This is a genomic window from Shewanella sp. M16 (genome assembly GCF_018224605.1).
GTDB classification, from domain to species: Bacteria; Pseudomonadota; Gammaproteobacteria; order Enterobacterales; family Shewanellaceae; genus Shewanella; species Shewanella oncorhynchi.
This window is the reverse complement of sequence record NZ_JAGTUL010000011.1, coordinates 66,997-85,621: the sequence shown is the minus strand read 5'-3', so window position 1 is coordinate 85,621 and position 18,625 is coordinate 66,997. Positions and strand designations below refer to the sequence as shown.

Genomic DNA, 18,625 nt, shown 5'->3' with positions numbered 1-18,625 from the left:
GGCATTAACCGCGGTTAAAGCGCTTACGATCGTTTTCAGTCAAGTGTCTCTTACGAACACGAATGTTCTTAGGCGTTACTTCAACTAATTCATCATCATCGATGAACTCAAGCGCTTGCTCAAGTGTCATTGTGATTGGCGTCGTCAGCACTTGGGCTTCGTCAGTACCAGAAGCACGCATGTTGGTCAGCTGCTTACCTTTCAAACAGTTAACTGTCAGATCGTTTGAGCGAGCGTGAATACCAACCACTTGGCCTTCGTATACTTCAGCGGCGTGGCCGATAAAGAGACGACCGCGATCTTGCAGACCGAACAGTGCGAAGGTCAATGCCTTACCCGTTGCGTTAGAGATCAATACGCCGTTAGCGCGTTGACCGATATCGCCACCTTTGTGCGGACCATAATGGTCGAATGAGTGATAAATTAGACCAGTACCAGAAGTCGCTGTCATAAACTCAGTTTGGAAACCGATTAAACCACGGCTTGGGATGATGAAGTCGATACGTACACGACCTTTACCATCAAGCTGCATGTCTTTCATTTCAGCTTTACGGGTACCTAATTTCTCGATTACTGTGCCTTGATCTTCTTCTTCAACGTCAACAGTCAACGTTTCAAATGGTTCACACAGTTCACCGTCGATAGTTTTCAGAATAACTTCTGGACGTGATACGGCTAACTCGTAACCTTCACGACGCATGTTTTCAATCAAGATTGATAAATGCAATTCACCACGGCCAGATACACGGAAGCGATCTGGACTTTCTGTTTCTTCAACACGCAGTGCCACGTTGTGGACTAATTCTGTTTGCAGACGCTCCAGAATGTTACGTGAAGTCACATACTTACCTTCTTTACCTGCAAAAGGTGAAGTATTAACCTGGAAAGTCATGGTCAGAGTAGGTTCATCAACAGTCAAAGGTGGCATAGCTTCTACTGCACCAACGGCACAGATAGTGTCAGAAATTTTCAGCTCGCCTAAACCAGTGATAGCAACGATGTCGCCAGCGTTAGCAATTTCAACTTCAGTACGGTCTAGACCCATGTAACCTAATACTTGTCCCATTTTACCGTTACGAGTTTTGCCATCAGCGCCAATAATAGTCACTTGTTGGTTCGTTTTAACGCTACCACGCTTGATGCGGCCGATACCGATAACACCCACGTATGAGTTGTAGTCGATTTGCGAAATTTGCATCTGGAACGCGCCTTCGGCGTCAGCATCTGGGAAAGATACTTTTTCAACGATAGTTTGGAACAGCGGCGTCATATCATCGCTCGCTACATCCGGATCTAAAGTTGCAAAACCGTTTAACGCAGAAGCGTAAACGATTGGGAAATCTAGCTGCTCGTCAGTTGCACCTAAGTTATCGAACAGGTCGAATACTTGGTCAATAACCCAATCTGGGCGTGCACCTGGACGGTCAATTTTGTTGATAACAACGATTGGCTTTAGGCCTTGAGCAAACGCTTTCTTCGTTACGAAGCGAGTTTGTGGCATTGGACCGTCAACGGCATCAACCAGCAATAATACTGAGTCAACCATAGACAGAACACGCTCAACCTCACCACCGAAATCGGCGTGGCCTGGGGTATCAACGATGTTAATACGGTAGTCGTTCCACTTGATGGCAGTATTCTTTGCCAGAATCGTGATCCCACGTTCCTTTTCAAGATCGTTGGAGTCCATCACCCGCTCAGTGGCTTCTCCTCGGGTTGCAAGGGTGCCTGACTGTGACAGCAACTTGTCTACCAGGGTCGTTTTGCCATGGTCAACGTGTGCAATAATGGCGATGTTACGTAAATTCTCTAGCACGGATAAACCTCTTACCATCAAACAAAAATAGGGATATTTCAGTAATTCGTTATGGTGATCGAGCTCGATCTACCACAATAAAAAGCGTGCCATTCTACTCCAGAGCGGCCTTGGCGCACAGGATTATTTTTGAACACTTATAAAACAATCTGCCAATCCTTGGGTAATTTCCGTCAATCATCCACTGAGTAAAATCCTCTGTAGCCAGAGTTAACGCTCTGTTTAATTGCCATATTCGTAGGAAAAATCCGAGTTAAGCCGCTGAATTTGCTATTTTTCGTATTCAATGTTAGCACTGCTAATGTCGATTTAAGCATCAGCAAAATCGACTTAGACACAGAGAAATTACCACGTGAACACACTGCAATAAATTCTGCGGCACACTTAATCTAACGTTCATGTTGGCGTTTACACCCGATGGCATTAAGACTCACTTCATTGTCACGGGATACCTTTTTACGCATCACTGATTTCACTTGGCCTGTGAACAGCAAAGACATTTCGCACATGAGAACGAACTCTTTCCTAATAATATGATAATAAACCACTATTGGATTGATAATGCGTGGCATAGTTGGACAGACTAGCGTGGTTTTATGACAATTATGCGGCGGTTATGCGGTGGTAAATAGTCCCGATCGGCGCTGAAAGTATGTGTGAGCTTCACAGAGGCAGTACTTACTGAGATAGTGAAAGCCAAAGTGTCATTGCCATCTCATTGCCATATAAGCGGTGCATGTTATCGCTGTGCATCCCAGCTTAAGGTTTGCATGAATCAATTCAGTGCGCACCAAAATGGAGTAATGCACCAAAATGCCACAGACAAAAGCACTATTATGGTGCACACGCGAATCCAATTAAGTGCAACAAAGATTTTAAACCATGTTAATCAGTAAGTTACATTATTGGCATGGATATCGCTTTATAGCTCGTAAGTTTGGCTCAAGATAAATCACTTGAGTTAAAAGATTATAGAAGGGGCATCCCTTTACCCTACCGGAGGCTTGAGAATGTCAGTTGAATCAGTTTTAAAGCAACTTGAAGAATTAGAAGTTAAGTTCGTTGATTTACGTTTTACCGACACTAAAGGTAAAGAGCAGCACGTATCTATTCCTTCTCATCAGGTAGATGCTGATTTCTTCGAAGACGGCAAAATGTTTGACGGTTCTTCTATCGCAGGTTGGAAAGGCATTAACGAATCAGACATGGTACTGATGCCAGATCCAACGACATTCGTACTGGATCCTTTCACCGAAGAAACTACAGCGCTGATCCGTTGTGACATTCTTGAACCCGGTACTATGACAGGTTACGACCGTGACCCACGCTCAATTGCCAAAAAAGCAGAAGCTTACCTGATCTCTACTGGTATCGCTGATACTGTATTGATTGGACCAGAACCAGAATTCTTCCTATTTGACGATGTCCGTTTCGGTACTGACATGTCAGGTTGTTTCGTTAAGATCGACGCTAAAGAAGCGGCTTGGAACTCAGGCACTAGCTACGAAGGCGGCAACACAGGTCACCGTCCATTTGTTAAAGGCGGTTACTTCCCAGTTGCACCGGTTGACTCATCACAAGACCTACGTAGCGCTATGTGTTTAGTGTTAGAAGAAATGGGCCAAGTGGTTGAAGCGCATCACCATGAAGTGGCGACTGCAGGTCAAAACGAAATCGCAACTCGCTTCAACACCTTGACTAAGAAAGCGGATGAAATCCAGATTCTGAAGTACGTAGTGCACAACATGGCACACGCTTACGGTAAGACGGCGACTTTCATGCCTAAACCCATCGTTGGTGACAACGGTAGCGGCATGCACGTTCACCAATCTCTGGCGAAAGACGGTGTTAACTTGTTCGCTGGCGACAAATACGCAGGTTTAAGTGAAACGGCTCTGTACTACATAGGTGGTATCATCAAGCACGCTCGCGCGCTGAACGCTTTCACTAACCCAAGCACGAACTCTTACAAGCGTTTAGTGCCACACTTTGAAGCACCTGTTATGTTGGCCTACTCTGCCCGTAACCGCTCTGCATCAATCCGTATTCCAGTGGTACCAAGCCCTAAAGGCCGTCGTATCGAAGCACGTTTCCCTGATCCACATGCAAACCCATACTTAGGTTTCGCAGCGCTGCTGATGGCGGGTCTTGACGGTATCCAAAACAAGATCCACCCAGGTGAAGCGATGGACAAAGATCTGTACGATCTGCCTCCAGAAGAAGCGGCTGAAATCCCACAAGTGGCAACGTCATTAGAAAACGCCCTTGAAAATCTGCAAGCTGACCATGAGTTCCTGACAAAAGGCGGCGTGTTCAGTGAAGATTTCATCCAATCTTATATCGTACTGAAAACAGCAGAAGCTGAGCGCGTAGCACGTACAACTCACCCACTTGAGTTTGAAATGTACTACAGCCTGTAATGGCTAGCGCTATACAACCGGCTCGCTTTATGTAATTGATACAGAAAATATAAAAGCCTCGATAGCAACGCTATCGGGGCTTTTTGTATTTTGAAGGTATATACAACTTTTATTCAGATTCAATCGTCGCGTTGTTCTCTAAATAGGCATCATCGCCAACCACTCTTTTATCATTCAGAGAAGGCACGCCAGTTAACTTCCGACTATATAGGTGGTTTTATGCCGCACCCTCGTTTAATTTAGATCAGTTTTTAACCATCCATCTCTATTGTTGCTGTTGCCGCGGCAACTACAGCGCCATTATTGTTAAGTGTCCACGCTTTATTCAACTAGGCTGGGGATTGTCAGGGGCAAAATCTGATAGTTGGGCTGGTTTGCCTGACTCAAATGACGCAAATGGTACGCCATCTAACACGCGCTCATTTTTAAATACACGGATTTCAGAATCAGGTAACTGCGTCATCAGCAATGACAAGATAATGTGCATCTTATCCAATGGGCAATGAAGACGAATGCTTGCGCGTAAGCCCATTGTTCGTATATCCGATTGGCAGGCAATAAATGGACGATTCCGCGTTACCTTAATCAAATGACGATGCCCATTTTTTATAGGACTCTCGTAAGTAGTCTCTACATTTTTAAAACCAGTAAAGAAAAATGCCATCACGGCAAAACTTCCTGCACCGACCAAGGCGGCCGGGCCTAAAAAGGCCACCCCGACAATACAAACCACCACCCCAAACCAAGCCAGCCCACGCACTACCGCGTAGGCTGCATCCGGAATCGCGTCATGATAGGTGGTAACTAAACCCTCGGAGGTGAGCCGATAATGGTACTGTTTGTCTGCAAACCAGAGGTAACGAGCAGATAAGCACATAATTAAAGCCATGATGATTAACCCTATACCCAAGCTAGTATCGCCAGATAGCAAATAGCACCCTATAAGTGCTACGCAACCACACGGGATCAGGAAGGTTAACCAAAATAGACCATACACAGTCGCTACCTTAATATCCCACTCATAAAGCGTGGGCGCCTCACGCACCCGCTGCTGACGTAGCTTATTGAGCCGGTCTTGCTCCTCTTTGGGTAATTGCAGGAACTCACTGCGCGGCAGGTCTTCATACCGACTGTCGTCCAACGGTTGTGTCTCTTGCTCTGTCGACGCCGACTGCTGCGGCGCTGCTCTCTTATTCATATAGCTATTCCTTTGCTGTACCCACGGACTGCACGGTCATCGTTAACCTACCCACACAGCTCGTACTTAATGTTTTCTCGCCCTTGACGACCTTGCCGCTAAAAAGTCAGTTAGCATCTTGGTGGCAAAGCTGCCACTGATGAACACCGAGTCTCGCGCCAATAACAGGCGCGAAAGAAAGCGTTAGACGGCATGGGTATTCTCAGGGGCGAAATCTACCAGCTGGGCAGGTTCGCCTGACTCAAATGACGCAAATGGTACGCCATCTAACACGCGCTCATTTTTAAATACACGGATTTCAGAATCAGGTAACTGCGTCATCAGCAATGACAAGATAATGTGCATCTTATCCAATGGGCAATGAAGGCGAATACTTGCACGTAAGCCCATTGTTCGTACATCCGATTGGCAGGCAATAAATGGACGATTCCGCGTTACCTTAATCAAATGACGATGCCCATTTTTTATAGGACTCTCATAAGTTGTCTCTATATTTTTAAAACCTGTGAAGAAAAATGCCATCACGGCAAAACCACCCGCGCCGACTAAGACGGCCGGGCCTAAAAAGGCCACCCCGACAATACAAACCACCACTCCAAACCAAGCCAGCCCCCGTACTACCGCGTAGGCTGCATCCGGAATCGCATCATGATAAGTGGTGACCAGCCCCTCTGTGGTGAGCCGATAGTGGTACTGTTTGTCGGCCAACCAGAGATAGCGCATAAATGGCCCAAAAATCATCACTATGATGAGAAAATAATACCATTGTTCAAATCCATACCAGCGTGTCACCAACCCAACTAGAGCCGTAATCCCGCACGGAATAAGGACCATGATCCACCCCATGCCATACACAGTCGCTACCTTAAGATCCCACTCATAAAGCGTGGGCGCCTCTCGCACCCGCTGCTGACGCAACTGATAGAGCCGGTCTTGCTCCTCTTTGGGTAATTGCAGGAACTCACTGCGCGGCAGGTCTTCATACCGGCTGTCGTTCAACGGTTGTGTGTCTTGCTCTGTCGACGCCGACTGCTGCGGCGCTGCTTTATTGTTCATCCTGTTACCTCTCGGTAGGCTCTACTTGTAGCGTGGTCATCGCCAAGCAGTAAATCCAGCCATCCATTTTAAATCAGCAACATAATATGCTCTCGGCCTACCCTCAAGCGAATATTTACTGAAGCAGTTTTAAGGAAAGTAATAAAAGTAGCTAGATGGCCAGTGAGGGAAGTGGAGACTGATTTTAAAGAGTATGTTCAAAACTCATCTGAGTTCTGCGAGGACACGGCATACAAACCTCCATGATTAATACCAATCCAAAACTATAGTCGCCGTTAACAACTAGGTTATTGAGCTTGGTTGTATCTCGTTTCTGTTGATGAATAATTGACAGATATAATCATATAGTTAGAATGCCAAGCTATTGAAACAGAACAGGTTGGCGTCAAATGAAACCTGATCTGGTTCCACACCACTAACGCTCTCAGTTGATCAAGTGAGTAGATCATACCGAAGCAATGCAGTTTTTCACATATAAACAATGGAGTGGTTATGCGTTGGTTGACTTGGTTGGTCGTGTGCTGTTCTCTCACGGGATGTGCAACGATAACGTCGAGGATGGGAGAAGATTCAACTTGGGGCCACTCTTTCTCAAGTGTGCAAACGGCTGTTGATAATGGCGAGGAGTGTATGATGATCTCAGCGTTGGCGGCCCCGCCCTTGCTGCTCTTTACCATCCCGCTGACACTCGTTGATATGAGCAGTGCGTTGATCATCGATACTGTTATGCTACCTGCAGATTTAGCGATCACGCCCAGCGATCCCAAGCTCCACACCCCGCGACCCATGGTCTGCCGCTATGACTATAAGATTTAAGCATGATCGCACCCAATAAATAACCTCAAGTTGCCTGTGTGACGGTGAGTTAACGCCGGCATACGGGAACGACCATGTCGCGGTTTGCCTCCCAGAGTGTTGTGCCTTGTTAGTTGTAATTACGTAGTACAACCTAGCCTAGTAAGCCATTTTAAATCATTTAAGTTAGCGATTTGCTTTAATCACATCAAGTAACAACTTGATATCAGCCATATTGTTATAAATATGCGGAGAAATCCGGATCCCCATACTGCGGGCGTCGACACTAATATTCGCGTTCGCCAATGCCGTCATCATTTGATGCTGCTGTTTACCAAACTGCAGAATAAGCGTACCGCTGCGCTTTTCAGTATCCCGCGGCGACACAAACTCATGGTCGAGCTCTTGCGCCACAGCATCAATCAATTGCTGATTGTATTTACGCAGCAACGGAGTACCTAAACCAGCAAGATAATGAATGCTATGGGTGGCAATGGCATAAGGCGCGATTGATGGTGTCCCTCCCCAAAAGCGCAGCGCGGAATGCTGGTAACGAAAATCATGGATATCAAATTCGAACGGATTCTCGTGGCTAAACCAACCCACATCCTTAGGCTGACAACTCTCCAATATGGCGGGATTAACCCAAAGATAAGCAGCACCAGGGCCGCCGCAGAGCCATTTCACACTCGAACCGATTAAAAAATCGGGTTGTAGGCGCGCGAGATCCAGCGGAATAATCCCCGCCGATTGCGCTACATCCACTAAGCTCAAACAACCTCGCTCACGGGCTATAGTGAAAATATTGGCTAATGGCGCCTGCTGCCCCGTATTCGAGTAAGCATGGCTGACAAACACCAGATCCACATCGCGGCTGATATGCGTATCCCACACATTAGGGTCGGTGATATCGAGCCCTTTAGGAATAAAGCGTACTTCGCAACTGGCAGGCAGCGCTTTTTTAAGGGCAAAACCCATGCTGGGAAAATCAATCTCACTCATTAACACAACGGCGTGTTCGCGGTTCAATCTGTCGAGGGACATGACAATTTTAGTCAGCGCACTGGAAAGATTGACCTGAGGGCAAAAATCCTTTTGGTGGCCGTTAAATAGTTTAGATAAAGCAAAGGTAAAATCATCAATCACACCCAGCCACTGGCCCCAAGGTTCACGCCCCGACTCCTGCCAAGGCGCAAAAAAGGCTTCTTTAAAGACCTGCTCGGTCGATTTTAATGGCCGGCCAACGGAATGGTTTAATAGATATCCTGGACCTGCTAGGTAAAAGTCCTTTTTAAAATCTTCAAACATAGTGTTATCTCAAACTCTCTTTTAGTTTTTTAATATCACAATAACGAGTCCGAATATCGCTGCGCTGAGCGGCGGCGCGTCTATCTCTGAGTCGCTCCAATGAGCCGAGTAGCACATGCAGTGGCGGACCACTGGCGGTGACTTTAGCTAAATGCTGCTGCTCCATACTTGTCGAAGGCTCAGCAATATATTTAGTCACTAACTCATTATGGTGCTGAATCGCAGTCTCGCCATGTAATTCGCAGACTTCGATGAAGAGTCGCAAGTTTTCTTGATACCAATCTTGGGTTGAGCAGTCTTTTGCCTGCAGGAAGTCATCCATCAAATTCGGCCGACGCATGCACTCGCGCAATATCTGCTGATCCTCTGGCATCATGTATAAAAACTTGTCCACCAGCATTTGCGAATAAGAAGCTTCGTTTGCAAAACAGAGACCTAGCGTTAAATCAATCACATTAATCCCAGCAAAATCCCCTGCATTGGCGCCGCGATAAATGACCGAGCCCACCCGATAAGGTTTGTAGTAAGGACGAACACAGTAAAAGAAACGGTCAGTATCTAATCGGTTGAATAATTGAGTATTCGACTCAATCACATCTTGCAAGGCCTGTTTAGCGACTCGCAGTAAATCGTGACTGATGGGATGGGAAATGCCCAAAGGCTGGATCTTCAATAGCGCATCGGCGGCGCGTTTATAGGCCAAAATGCCTTTAGTGTTGTAATCCACAAACAGCTTTTCGGCGCTCAGATCGGTAAAGCGCTTATAAATGCCATTGTGGGCACGATTGTGAGTAGTTAAATGTGCGGTGGCAAAGCGCGGCGTGACGCCTATTGAAGCGCCAATATGCATGGCGAGCGCAGAAGCCTCAGCTAATGGCGATGTCGTTTCCCGCGAGGGCTCGGTAATTTCATGGCGCCGACAGGCCGCCATATACAAGCCCACATTGCCGAGTAAATCGAAGGCACTGTCGAAACCTTCATCAGTATTCCCCTCATCGAGCAAGGTCTTAATCAACTCTCGCCCTTCGCTCTCCAGCGCCAACTTAGCTTCTGCGCCGATATCGAGCACATTGGCCCGATCTGTTTGTTGGTAGTAAAGCTGTTCTAGCTCGGAATTGAGTTCCACAAAGCGGCTGCGGATCCAATCATCAAAGGCTTCGGTATTAAAGGTGGCTGGTTTCACGGGCTTATCCTTGAGTATTGTTATCGTTCTTTTAAACGGAGTGAGCTCAAAGCGTTAGCCCAATCCGTAAAACTCGTAACCAGAATGCAACTTATCGCCACGTGTTTCTAGCGTTAGGTCAAATTTCCGAAAAAACTAATGCCATTTTTTATTTACACCATGCGCCAGCGCAATTTTTCAAACACTTTTACTCCGCAGAATGTTCCTGAAGACACTCATCACTCAACTAATAGCTAAGCGGTAGTTCCGCAGAGGTAAATCGGATGATTTTAATGGAATTTATAGTAGTGCTTAGCTGCCTACTGCTAGGTACCCGCTACGGCGGCATGGGACTCGGCCTCATCAGCGGTATTGGCTTATTTTTACTGATTTTTGTTTTCGGTTTAGCGCCGGGACAACCGCCAGTACAAGTTATGCTAACCATACTTGCAGTCATTGGCTGTGCAGCCGTATTGCAAACCGCGGGGGGATTAGATGTGATGATGCAGTATGCCGAGCGCTTACTGCGCCGTCATCCACAATACATCACGATTCTAGCGCCGCTGACCACGTGGACGCTGACCTTCCTTTGCGGTACTGGCCATGTGGTTTACACCATGTTCCCGATTATTTCCGATATCGCGCTGAAGAAAAATATTCGCCCAGAGCGCCCAATGGCGGTGGCATCTGTCGCTTCACAAATGGCGATTTGTGCTTCGCCCGTGTCGGTAGCGGTGGTGTCTATGGTGTCGATTCTGGCATCACAACAGGGTGTAGGCCGTGCTTACAATCTGCTCGAAATTTTAATGGTGTCAGTGCCAGCATCGCTTTGCGGTGTCATGGCTGCTGCACTTTGGAGTCTGCGTCGTGGTAAAGATTTAGATAAAGATGAAGAATTTCAAGAACGCATTAAAGATCCAGTCCAAAGAGCCTTTATCTATGACAAGAGCGAAACCCTGTTAAATCAAAAATATCCGAAGGAAGCTTACTGGGCAACGGGGATTTTCTTCACCGCTATCGCTGCTGTGGTACTGTTAGGTTCATTTAGTGAATTGCGTCCCGCCTTTGACGTTAAAGGTAAGTCGACCTTGCTCTCGATGAACTTAGTGATCCAGATGATGATGTTAATTGCAGGTGCTTTTATCCTGATGACCTGTAAAGTCAAACCGACTAACATCTCTAACGGTCCCGTTTTTAAAGCGGGCATGGTGGCAATTTTCTCAGTATTTGGTGTGGCGTGGATGAGCGATACTTTCTTCATCAGCCATATGGATGTACTGCAGGAAAACCTGTCCCATGTAGTACAAAGCCAGCCTTGGACCTATGCCTTAGTGCTGTTTCTCATCTCTAAGCTTGTTAATAGCCAAGCGGCAGCACTCACAGCAATCGCACCTATGGGACTCGCCTTAGGGGTCGATCCAAAACTCTTAATCGCCTTCCTCCCTGCAAGCTACGGTTATTTCGTGCTACCAACCTATCCAAGTGATCTGGCCTGTATCGGCTTTGACCGTTCAGGTACGACTAAAATAGGTAAGTTCATTATTAACCACAGCTTTATCATTCCAGGCTTTATCGGTGTAGCGACAGCATCGGCTGTCGGTTATCTACTCGCAACCGCTTTACTCTAACCGCCAAAATAACAAAGGCCGCTAATGCGGCCTTTGCTTTAGATAACCTTAGATCACCCAAAAGTATTAACCTGTGCCAATATAAAACCCATACCCTAGACGCCCATATTCTTCAGAACATAAAATACGCAGCCCGAAAGTGAGATAAGTATCTTACTCAACAACTCTTTTTAGCTTGCCGTACTAAAGATGATTAGACGCTTATCCATTCTATTAGCTTTTTTCGCGATACTGATGGGGCTCGTATACTGTGCCTACAGTCTGATAACTCGGATTAACTTTAATTCCCACCATCAAGTAGGAGAAGTCATCGACACTCTAAACGGGGTTAATATCTATTATAACGGAGGAGTTAATACCCATTCAGGACGCAACCTATCTATAGATGGTTATAACTTAGGTATTCAATATCAATGTGTTGAATTTGTTAAGCGCTACTTTTACCAACGCTACCAGCATAAAATGCCTGATGCTTTAGGCCATGCTAGAGACTTTTTTGATAACAAGTTAAGCGATGGCATGTGGAATGAAAAACGCGCTATGCGGCAATACACTAATGCGAGTCAGACCAAACCTATGCAGGATGATCTACTCGTGTTTTCTCCATGGATATTTAACCCCTATGGTCACGTTGCGATCATTGCCTCAGTTACCGATAGCAGTATTGAAATTGCTCAGCAAAATCCTGGCCCCTTTGGCCCATCACGCGAACGGTTGGCATTAATTCAACAAAACGGCCTCTGGTATATTGATGCGCCTCGAGTAAAAGGTTGGTTAAGATGGCAGGCTCCGGAAATCACGGCATCCCCGATTGCAGAATCCGCAAATACGCCATTCACCAGTAAAGTTCACTGAGAAATAACAATAATGTCAGTATTAACTTGGATTAAACAACGCTTTGCGCGCAACAGTAATAGCCTCAAGCAATCTAGGCCACAAACTGAGTTACACACTGTTTTTCATCAAGCCCAGATGCCCAATATCAGCTTGCCAATCATACAAACCTATCCACTCGTTGTACCTATGGACAGAGCAGATATTTTTGCTTATCAATTGCATTGCTTGCTGACTTACCAAGGTAAAGAGGCCTTAAACACTTTACTTAGCCAGGCAGGCTTTAACACATTGCCCGAGCAAACGGTCAACTTTAACGGTTTTATCGAACATCCAACCCAAGCGACCTGCGTATTACTGAACCAATATGACGATTTTGCGGGTGTGTGCATAACCTTAGTGACCAATGACAAACCCTTGCTAGAAGCATTAATCAGATTCAAATCTGCCCCGCCCAATCCATGGGAAAGCTTTCCCAATATAGATCCCGATACCCTCGGCAGTCTTCAAGGTAATATTGACTTTTGGTGCAGCTATTTTTGGCGCCCCTATTGGCTATCGCTTTCAGAAGCCGAGCGCTTGCAATATCCTGAAAGTTGGCGGGAATTTAGCGATTTTCATTAAAACTTAAGGTACGCAAACACTTAATGCAGGATAAAAAATGAAATTGAAATATGTTGGATTAGCACTGACGTTACTGCTACTTGGTGGTTATCTGATCCCTGAGTCACCCGCGATCCCAGTAAAAGGTGCCAGCAGTAAAGATTGGAACAGCCAAACCTTTTGGTATGAACCTTGGGGTCCATCGGGCGTTCACAAGGGGATAGATATTTTCGCCGCCAAAAACACCGCAGTGATTGCGCCAACGCCTATGCTGATCTTGTATCGAGGTGACTTCTTCAAAGGAGGAAATGTGGTGGTTGGTTTAGGTCCTAAATGGCAAATTCATTACTTTGCCCATTTAGCCCAAATTGAATCAGCCACGGGATTGATTACCTACCAAGGTGACACTTTGGGCACTGTCGGCGATACGGGTAATGCACAAGGTAAACCGCCCCATTTGCACTATTCCATTTTGAGCTTATTGCCTAAACCTTGGCTGATGGATACTTCAACCCAAGGTTATAAAAAGGCCTTTTATCAAAACCCTATAGAGTATTTAACTGCACTATAGGTTTAACGACTTACTTTAATCAGCTTATTGGCAGTGCAATATCAAGCTGAGGTTCTGCGGTTTTTGATGGGGTTTCATGCTCAACTGCCGCAGCTAATGCTTCTCTCTCTGCCTTCGCAATATATTTAGGTTTATTGCTAGATTGCAGTTTGGCATTGGCCTTTTTTGCTTTGCTCTTCAAGGTTTGATTAATCTTCTTTTTACGGTTCATCAGAGTACCAATGCGAGATACGGTATAAAGGGGGGCGATTATAGCCTTCCATCAACACGCCAGACAATCGAAAGCACTAAGGCAAACGCGTAGCCCAATCAAATAATCAAACCTGCGACTAAAACATAGGTCTCCTAAATCAAAGACAAATGCCAAACAAGGTAATGCTTTACCGACATGAACTCGCACTATATGCATGGCCTTTACAGTAAAACCTCTCGATACCGAGTGCTGTGTCGCAATTTATTCATACTGTCGTCAAATCATGCAATTTCCTGTATGGCGTGACTAGACAAGCTGTAATTCCTCCCCTAAAATCGCGAATAATAAAAATCGTTATCATTTGTAATACAATTTAATGGAATATTAACCTATGCCAAGGGAGCCGGTGTAACAAACTCATTCGCCCTTAGCAGGAAGTTATATGACATTCAAAACCTCGTTTGTTGCTTTAGCCGTATTGGCAGCGTTAACCCAATCCGCTGCGGCCCAAGATGCCACCGACAACAGTCCAAACAACAAAAATAAAGACATAGAAAAAATCACTGTCACCGCGAGTCGAATGGATAAATCCCCCAGCTCGATCCCCAATACTGTCACTATCATCGACCGCGCCCAATTAGAAGAACAGTTCCGCACCACTAAAGATTTATCGACTATTATCGGTAACTTAGCGCCTAGCTTTTCACCGAGCCGCCAGAAGATGAGTAACACAGGTGAAACCCTGCGTGGTCGTCCGCCATTGATTATGATCGACGGCGTGCCTCAATCGAACCCACTTCGCAGTGGTGGTAGAGAGGGACAAACTATAGATCCTGCCATGATTGAGCGCATCGAAATCATTCACGGCGCCAATGCCATGCACGGTCTCGGTGCCCAGGGCGGTATCATCAACTACATCACTAAAAAGCCTACAGGCGACAGCGAACAGGTTGCTAGTTTCGATGTCACAGTGCCTGATTCAATGAAATCCAATGGCTTAAGCTTTGGTGCTAGCTATGCGTTTTCTGGCGAGTCAGAATTTATCGACATGATAGGTTCGGTTAGCTACCGCAATAATGGCGTCTATTACGATGCCAATCATAACGTAGTGGGTGTCGACACGACTCAAGGCGAGTCGATGGACAGTCAAAGCAAAGACTTCTTCATCAAGCTTGGCCATAACTTCGATGAGTCACGCCTTGAATTAATGGTTAACCATTACAATGCAGACAACAATGGCGATTGGATGCCCGTTGCAGGTGACAAGCCCAATGGTGTACCCACAGGTGCAGTTAAAGAAACTCAGCCATGGGAAGCCGCCAACAACCAAGTGACCACCACAAGTTTGACTTACACCCACGCCAACATTGGTGGCCAGCAACTTAGCCTGCAACTCTTTAATCAAGATTTTAAAGCGGTTTATGGTGGCGGCTGTTTCGATAGCTTCTACGATCCATCCTTCGAAGGCAGCGACCAAGTCATCCAATGCGGTGTCGGCAGTAAAGGTGAAAGCTTGTACTACGAGCAATCGCGTAACTCTTCGGTTAAATGGGGTTTAAAAAGCGCCTTAATCGCTAAGGATATTGCAGGTTCAGGAATTGATGCGGCCTACGGTGTCGACCTTTTCCGCGACACCACTGAGCAAGATTTAGTAAAAACAGGCTTTTCATGGGTTCCCGAAAGTACCTATGACAACGTTGCGCCATACTTGCAGTTAGATTATGACTTAATTGAAAATTTAACCTTATCGACTGGTGTTCGTTACGAACATGCCGAGTTAAGTGTAGATGACTACAAAACCCTATGGGGTGCAGGCAATAAGCAAATTGCGGGCGGTTCAGCCACCTTCGATGAAACCTTATTTAACGTCGGTATCTCTTATAAAATCACTCCTGACATTCGTGTTTATACCAGCTATAACCAAGGTTTTGGCATGCCGGATATCGGCCGAATTCTGCGTGATGGTAAAAGCTTCCCCGGCGACAATCCCAGCATAGATGGCTCACTGGCACTCACGCCGATAGTCACAGATAACGTTGAAGTCGGCGCCGATTACCAAGGTAAATACTTAAGCGCTAAGCTAGCTTACTATCGTTCCGCCACTGATTTTGGTTCACGTTTGGCCTTAAATAGTGATGGTTTCTACGACGTGAAGCGCGAAAAGAGTGTGATCGATGGTATTGAAGCCAATGTCACCGCCTACATTACCAGCAATGATGATCTCGGCATGAATATCGCCTTCCAGCAGGGCGAATACGATTCAAATGGTGATAGCCAAGTCGATACCGATCTCGATGGTGCAAATATTTCACCAAACCGTATCAACCTGTTCTGGACCCATAGCTTCGATAATGAAATGTCGACCCGCGTTCAAGCCAATTACTACATGGACCGCGATTTTAAAAACGCGGCGGGCAATAAGTATGCAGAGTTTGATGGTTACACGACAGTCGATGCTTCCTTCTCAATGCCGCTTTACACTGGCACCCTGAGCCTAGGTTTGCAAAATCTATTTAATAAGGATTATTTCAATTATTACTCACAAACCATGGGTACGAATGATCGTTATTTCAAAGGGATGGGACGTACTGCAACAATAGGCTACACCTTACCTTTCTAAGTGAAAGGCCCATTTTGAAACATAAAAAAGCGCAATTAAATTGCGCTTTTTTATTGTGTGGAAGAAAGCAAATTATGCCTTGGTCACGACCCAGAATGCGTGTAATAAACCAGGGAACCAGAACAGTAAACATAACACGATGTTTATTAGCAGATCTTTACCCGCTCCCGCCTTCAAAAATACAGCAACTGGGGGCAATAAAATCGCAATAATGACTAAAAGTAGTTTATTTGTATCCATAACAGAACATCCTCAAAACGGAGATTGTAGGCAAATCAACAAGATCTAACTTCGCAGGAAGACTCAGAATTTGCAAACCTTTTAGTTTGCAGGGCGTAAATAATCCCAGCCGCAGCCTAAATGAAGGCCCTTACCATTCCCTAAAATGAAAAAGGATATTCAACCCATTATCTGTCCAGAGTAGACTAAGATATCCACTAAACTCCAACCGAAAATCCCTAAAAGCATCTATAGTTAAAGAAAAATATGAAGTAAAAGAATGATATTTGATCCCCAAGCCTTATTACTCATCAAGTTTATTTGCCTGCTTACTAGCACGGCTGCCATCGCATGGGGACTCATTGCACAACCGTTAAAAATTGCCACTCAAGCCAGTATGCGCTTTTCTCTGGCGAACTTGTTCGTCCTCCTTGGCATCATACTCAACAGCCAACGCACCGAAGCCTCCAGTTACTTTTTTTGGTTCTGCTCGGATATGGCGATTTTATTTGGCTTCATTCTAGCGCGTTGGGGAACGAAGGCGCTTTTTAGACTCAAGCCCAGTGTAAAATCGGATCTTATTCTTTTAGCACTCACCGCTGGTGTGATGCTCTTGGTTCCACCTAATTTCAGCTCCGAACGCATTTTGGCCATCGTATTCTCAGCCTGCGCCGCGCTCATTTTCGCCATGTTAACTCGAGATAACTATCTTGCCATCAAACGCGATACGGGAAATCGAGTTGCCATCGCTATGGTCATGCCCTTAGTCGCCATGGTGGGTATTTTTATCATTCGTATCTTTATCGCCTTACTCTCTCCCGAAGAAAGTCCTATGTTTATCGCCATGCACACGCAAGAAGCCATACCTGTGCTTTGGTTCTATGTCTTTCTGGCCCTATTGATCAATATCGTGATGATAGGTAATGCCATGACTCGGCTTGTCAGTAAAATCCGCATGTTAGCGGAGCGGGACCAACTCACAGGCCTGTGGAATCGCCGTGCTATGCATAAGTTTTTAAACAATATCCATCAACGCTGGCTGCGGGATAAAGTACCTTACAGTATGATTTTATTGGATCTTGATCATTTTAAAGACATAAACGATCAATACGGGCACGATGCGGGCGATCTCGCCCTGCTGACGGCGGCGAGACTATTTGGATCGGTATTGCGAGAAAATGACGCCCTATGTCGTCACGGTGGAGAGGAGTTTCTGGTGATTTTACCCGCGACTGATGCTCCCGCGGCCAGAGTCGTCGCCGAGAAATTGCATCAAGTACTTAAGGACAATTCATTTATCTGGCAAGGTGTTACGATAAAAATTCATGCCAGTTTAGGTTACGCCACGATTTATCAAGGATGCCAACCTGACAAACTACTCATTCAAGCAGACCAAGCTATGTACCGCGCAAAATCTGAGGGCCGAGACCGTATTTGCCAAGCTTGCTAGGCTTTTGCAACATAACGCTGCAAAGATTAATCTCCTTTCGCTGGCCAAGCCAAAGTCTCGGGCTCACGCCATGCAACTAGCGCTTCAGTGACACCTTCAGCGCCAAAATGCTCACCTTGAGTCGGCAAATCCCTATAAGCGTAATCATGCCAACCTGTCACGTCATCACCATAGCGAAAATGCAGACAATAGGCATGCAGATAACACCGATCCGCGGCCTCTCCGCCGTATAAATCATCCCCTAAAATGGGTACACCTAAGCTCGCCAAGGCAACTCTTAATTGATGGGTTTTACCTGAGTGGGGTTTAAGCAAATATAAACGCAACCCCTCACCAACACTCAAGGAGAAAAACTGCGTAATCGCTGGATTCTCTTTAGTCCGCAGTAACTTAAACATGCTACGACGCGACTTTGCCATGTCACCAATCACCCAGCCTTGCTTCTTCTTCGGCTTGCCTTTCGCGAGGGCGAGGTAATATTTCTGCACTTTATGGGCGGTAAACAGCTCAGTAAATTGCTTGGCGGCGACCGCGCTCTTAGCCAGAATCAACAGACCGGACGTGGGTGTATCGAGTCGATGAACAGCAAACAGCTTAATCCCTAAATCTTGCTCAGCCTGCGCCACCACGCCTGCAGTCCCATCCTGACTGTGGAAATGCACTTTGGCTGATTTGGAAATAACAATAAAATCAGCCTCATCGGCTATGATTCGATACATGGAGTACTCGGCGTTGTAATGCGGATCATCGAC

General features: G+C 46.0%; 16 protein-coding genes. 8 read left to right on the top strand and 8 right to left on the bottom strand.

The features are described from left to right. Window positions 1–4: 4 nt before the first annotated feature. A complete protein-coding gene (gene typA, locus KFE26_RS09660) occupies window positions 5–1,816 on the bottom strand; it encodes a translational GTPase TypA (protein ID WP_105251119.1) in 1,812 nt (603 codons plus the stop codon). 1,010 nt (window positions 1,817–2,826) lie between these two features. Here typA and glnA point away from each other — a divergent pair. Further along, window positions 2,827–4,236, top strand: coding sequence for a glutamate--ammonia ligase (glnA, locus tag KFE26_RS09655; RefSeq protein WP_113941334.1), 1,410 nt, complete (start codon window positions 2,827–2,829; stop codon window positions 4,234–4,236). Between the two features lie 325 nt (window positions 4,237–4,561). On the opposite strand, the gene KFE26_RS09650 is transcribed toward glnA, so the two are convergent. Then, complete coding sequence (locus tag KFE26_RS09650) at window positions 4,562–5,434, bottom strand: hypothetical protein (protein WP_212600261.1); 873 nt, start codon at window positions 5,432–5,434, stop codon at window positions 4,562–4,564. A gap of 183 nt (window positions 5,435–5,617) precedes the next feature. After that, window positions 5,618–6,490 (bottom strand): hypothetical protein, encoded by an 873-nt coding sequence (locus KFE26_RS09645; protein WP_212600260.1) that lies wholly within the window; start codon window positions 6,488–6,490, stop codon window positions 5,618–5,620. A gap of 492 nt (window positions 6,491–6,982) precedes the next feature. On the opposite strand from KFE26_RS09645, the gene KFE26_RS23995 reads away from it, so the two are divergent. Next, window positions 6,983–7,306 (top strand): YceK/YidQ family lipoprotein, encoded by a 324-nt coding sequence (locus KFE26_RS23995; protein ID WP_212600259.1) that lies wholly within the window; start codon window positions 6,983–6,985, stop codon window positions 7,304–7,306. Between the two features lie 165 nt (window positions 7,307–7,471). On the opposite strand, the gene KFE26_RS09635 is transcribed toward KFE26_RS23995, so the two are convergent. Together KFE26_RS09635 and KFE26_RS09630 are read right to left on the bottom strand one after the other, a co-directional pair. Next, the gene (locus tag KFE26_RS09635; RefSeq protein WP_105251112.1) at window positions 7,472–8,593 is read right to left on the bottom strand and encodes an aminotransferase class V-fold PLP-dependent enzyme; all 1,122 of its coding nucleotides are present in this window, start codon (window positions 8,591–8,593) and stop codon (window positions 7,472–7,474) included. Between the two features lie 4 nt (window positions 8,594–8,597). Then, window positions 8,598–9,776: a PrnB family protein gene (locus KFE26_RS09630; RefSeq protein ID WP_105251111.1), complete on the bottom strand. Its 1,179-nt coding sequence runs from the start codon at window positions 9,774–9,776 to the stop codon at window positions 8,598–8,600. 263 nt (window positions 9,777–10,039) lie between these two features. Here KFE26_RS09630 and KFE26_RS09625 point away from each other — a divergent pair, with 263 nt between their 5' ends. The 4 genes from KFE26_RS09625 (at window position 10,040) to KFE26_RS09610 (ending at window position 13,391) form a co-directional block, all read left to right on the top strand. Next, complete coding sequence (locus tag KFE26_RS09625; protein WP_105251110.1) at window positions 10,040–11,383, top strand: anaerobic C4-dicarboxylate transporter; 1,344 nt, start codon at window positions 10,040–10,042, stop codon at window positions 11,381–11,383. A 234-nt stretch (window positions 11,384–11,617) separates the two neighbouring features. Then, window positions 11,618–12,238, top strand: a complete 621-nt coding sequence (locus KFE26_RS09620) for a CHAP domain-containing protein (RefSeq protein WP_247651570.1) — start codon at window positions 11,618–11,620, stop codon at window positions 12,236–12,238. A 12-nt stretch (window positions 12,239–12,250) separates the two neighbouring features. After that, a complete protein-coding gene (locus tag KFE26_RS09615; protein WP_212600258.1) occupies window positions 12,251–12,841 on the top strand; it encodes a hypothetical protein in 591 nt (196 codons plus the stop codon). 37 nt (window positions 12,842–12,878) lie between these two features. After that, window positions 12,879–13,391: a M23 family metallopeptidase gene (locus KFE26_RS09610; RefSeq protein WP_105251107.1), complete on the top strand. Its 513-nt coding sequence runs from the start codon at window positions 12,879–12,881 to the stop codon at window positions 13,389–13,391. 19 nt (window positions 13,392–13,410) lie between these two features. Here KFE26_RS09610 and KFE26_RS09605 read toward each other — a convergent pair whose 3' ends face one another. Further along, the gene (locus KFE26_RS09605; RefSeq protein ID WP_113941341.1) at window positions 13,411–13,602 is read right to left on the bottom strand and encodes a DUF2986 domain-containing protein; all 192 of its coding nucleotides are present in this window, start codon (window positions 13,600–13,602) and stop codon (window positions 13,411–13,413) included. Between the two features lie 424 nt (window positions 13,603–14,026). Between KFE26_RS09605 and KFE26_RS09600 the strand changes: the two genes are divergently transcribed. Further along, window positions 14,027–16,204 carry a TonB-dependent receptor gene (locus KFE26_RS09600; RefSeq protein ID WP_168826443.1) on the top strand — a complete coding sequence of 726 codons (2,178 nt, stop codon included), beginning with the start codon at window positions 14,027–14,029 and terminating at the stop codon, window positions 16,202–16,204. A 72-nt stretch (window positions 16,205–16,276) separates the two neighbouring features. Here the strand turns inward: KFE26_RS09600 and KFE26_RS09595 are convergent, their stop codons facing one another. After that, the gene (locus KFE26_RS09595; protein WP_212600257.1) at window positions 16,277–16,444 is read right to left on the bottom strand and encodes a YqaE/Pmp3 family membrane protein; all 168 of its coding nucleotides are present in this window, start codon (window positions 16,442–16,444) and stop codon (window positions 16,277–16,279) included. Window positions 16,445–16,703: 259 nt separating this feature from the next. Here KFE26_RS09595 and KFE26_RS09590 point away from each other — a divergent pair, with 259 nt between their 5' ends. Next, complete coding sequence (locus KFE26_RS09590; RefSeq protein WP_212600256.1) at window positions 16,704–17,873, top strand: GGDEF domain-containing protein; 1,170 nt, start codon at window positions 16,704–16,706, stop codon at window positions 17,871–17,873. A 26-nt stretch (window positions 17,874–17,899) separates the two neighbouring features. On the opposite strand, the gene KFE26_RS09585 is transcribed toward KFE26_RS09590, so the two are convergent. Continuing rightward, on the bottom strand, window positions 17,900–18,592 hold the full coding sequence (locus KFE26_RS09585; protein ID WP_212600255.1) for a TIGR01621 family pseudouridine synthase: 693 nt from the start codon (window positions 18,590–18,592) through the stop codon (window positions 17,900–17,902). Between the last annotated feature and the right edge of the window lie 33 nt (window positions 18,593–18,625).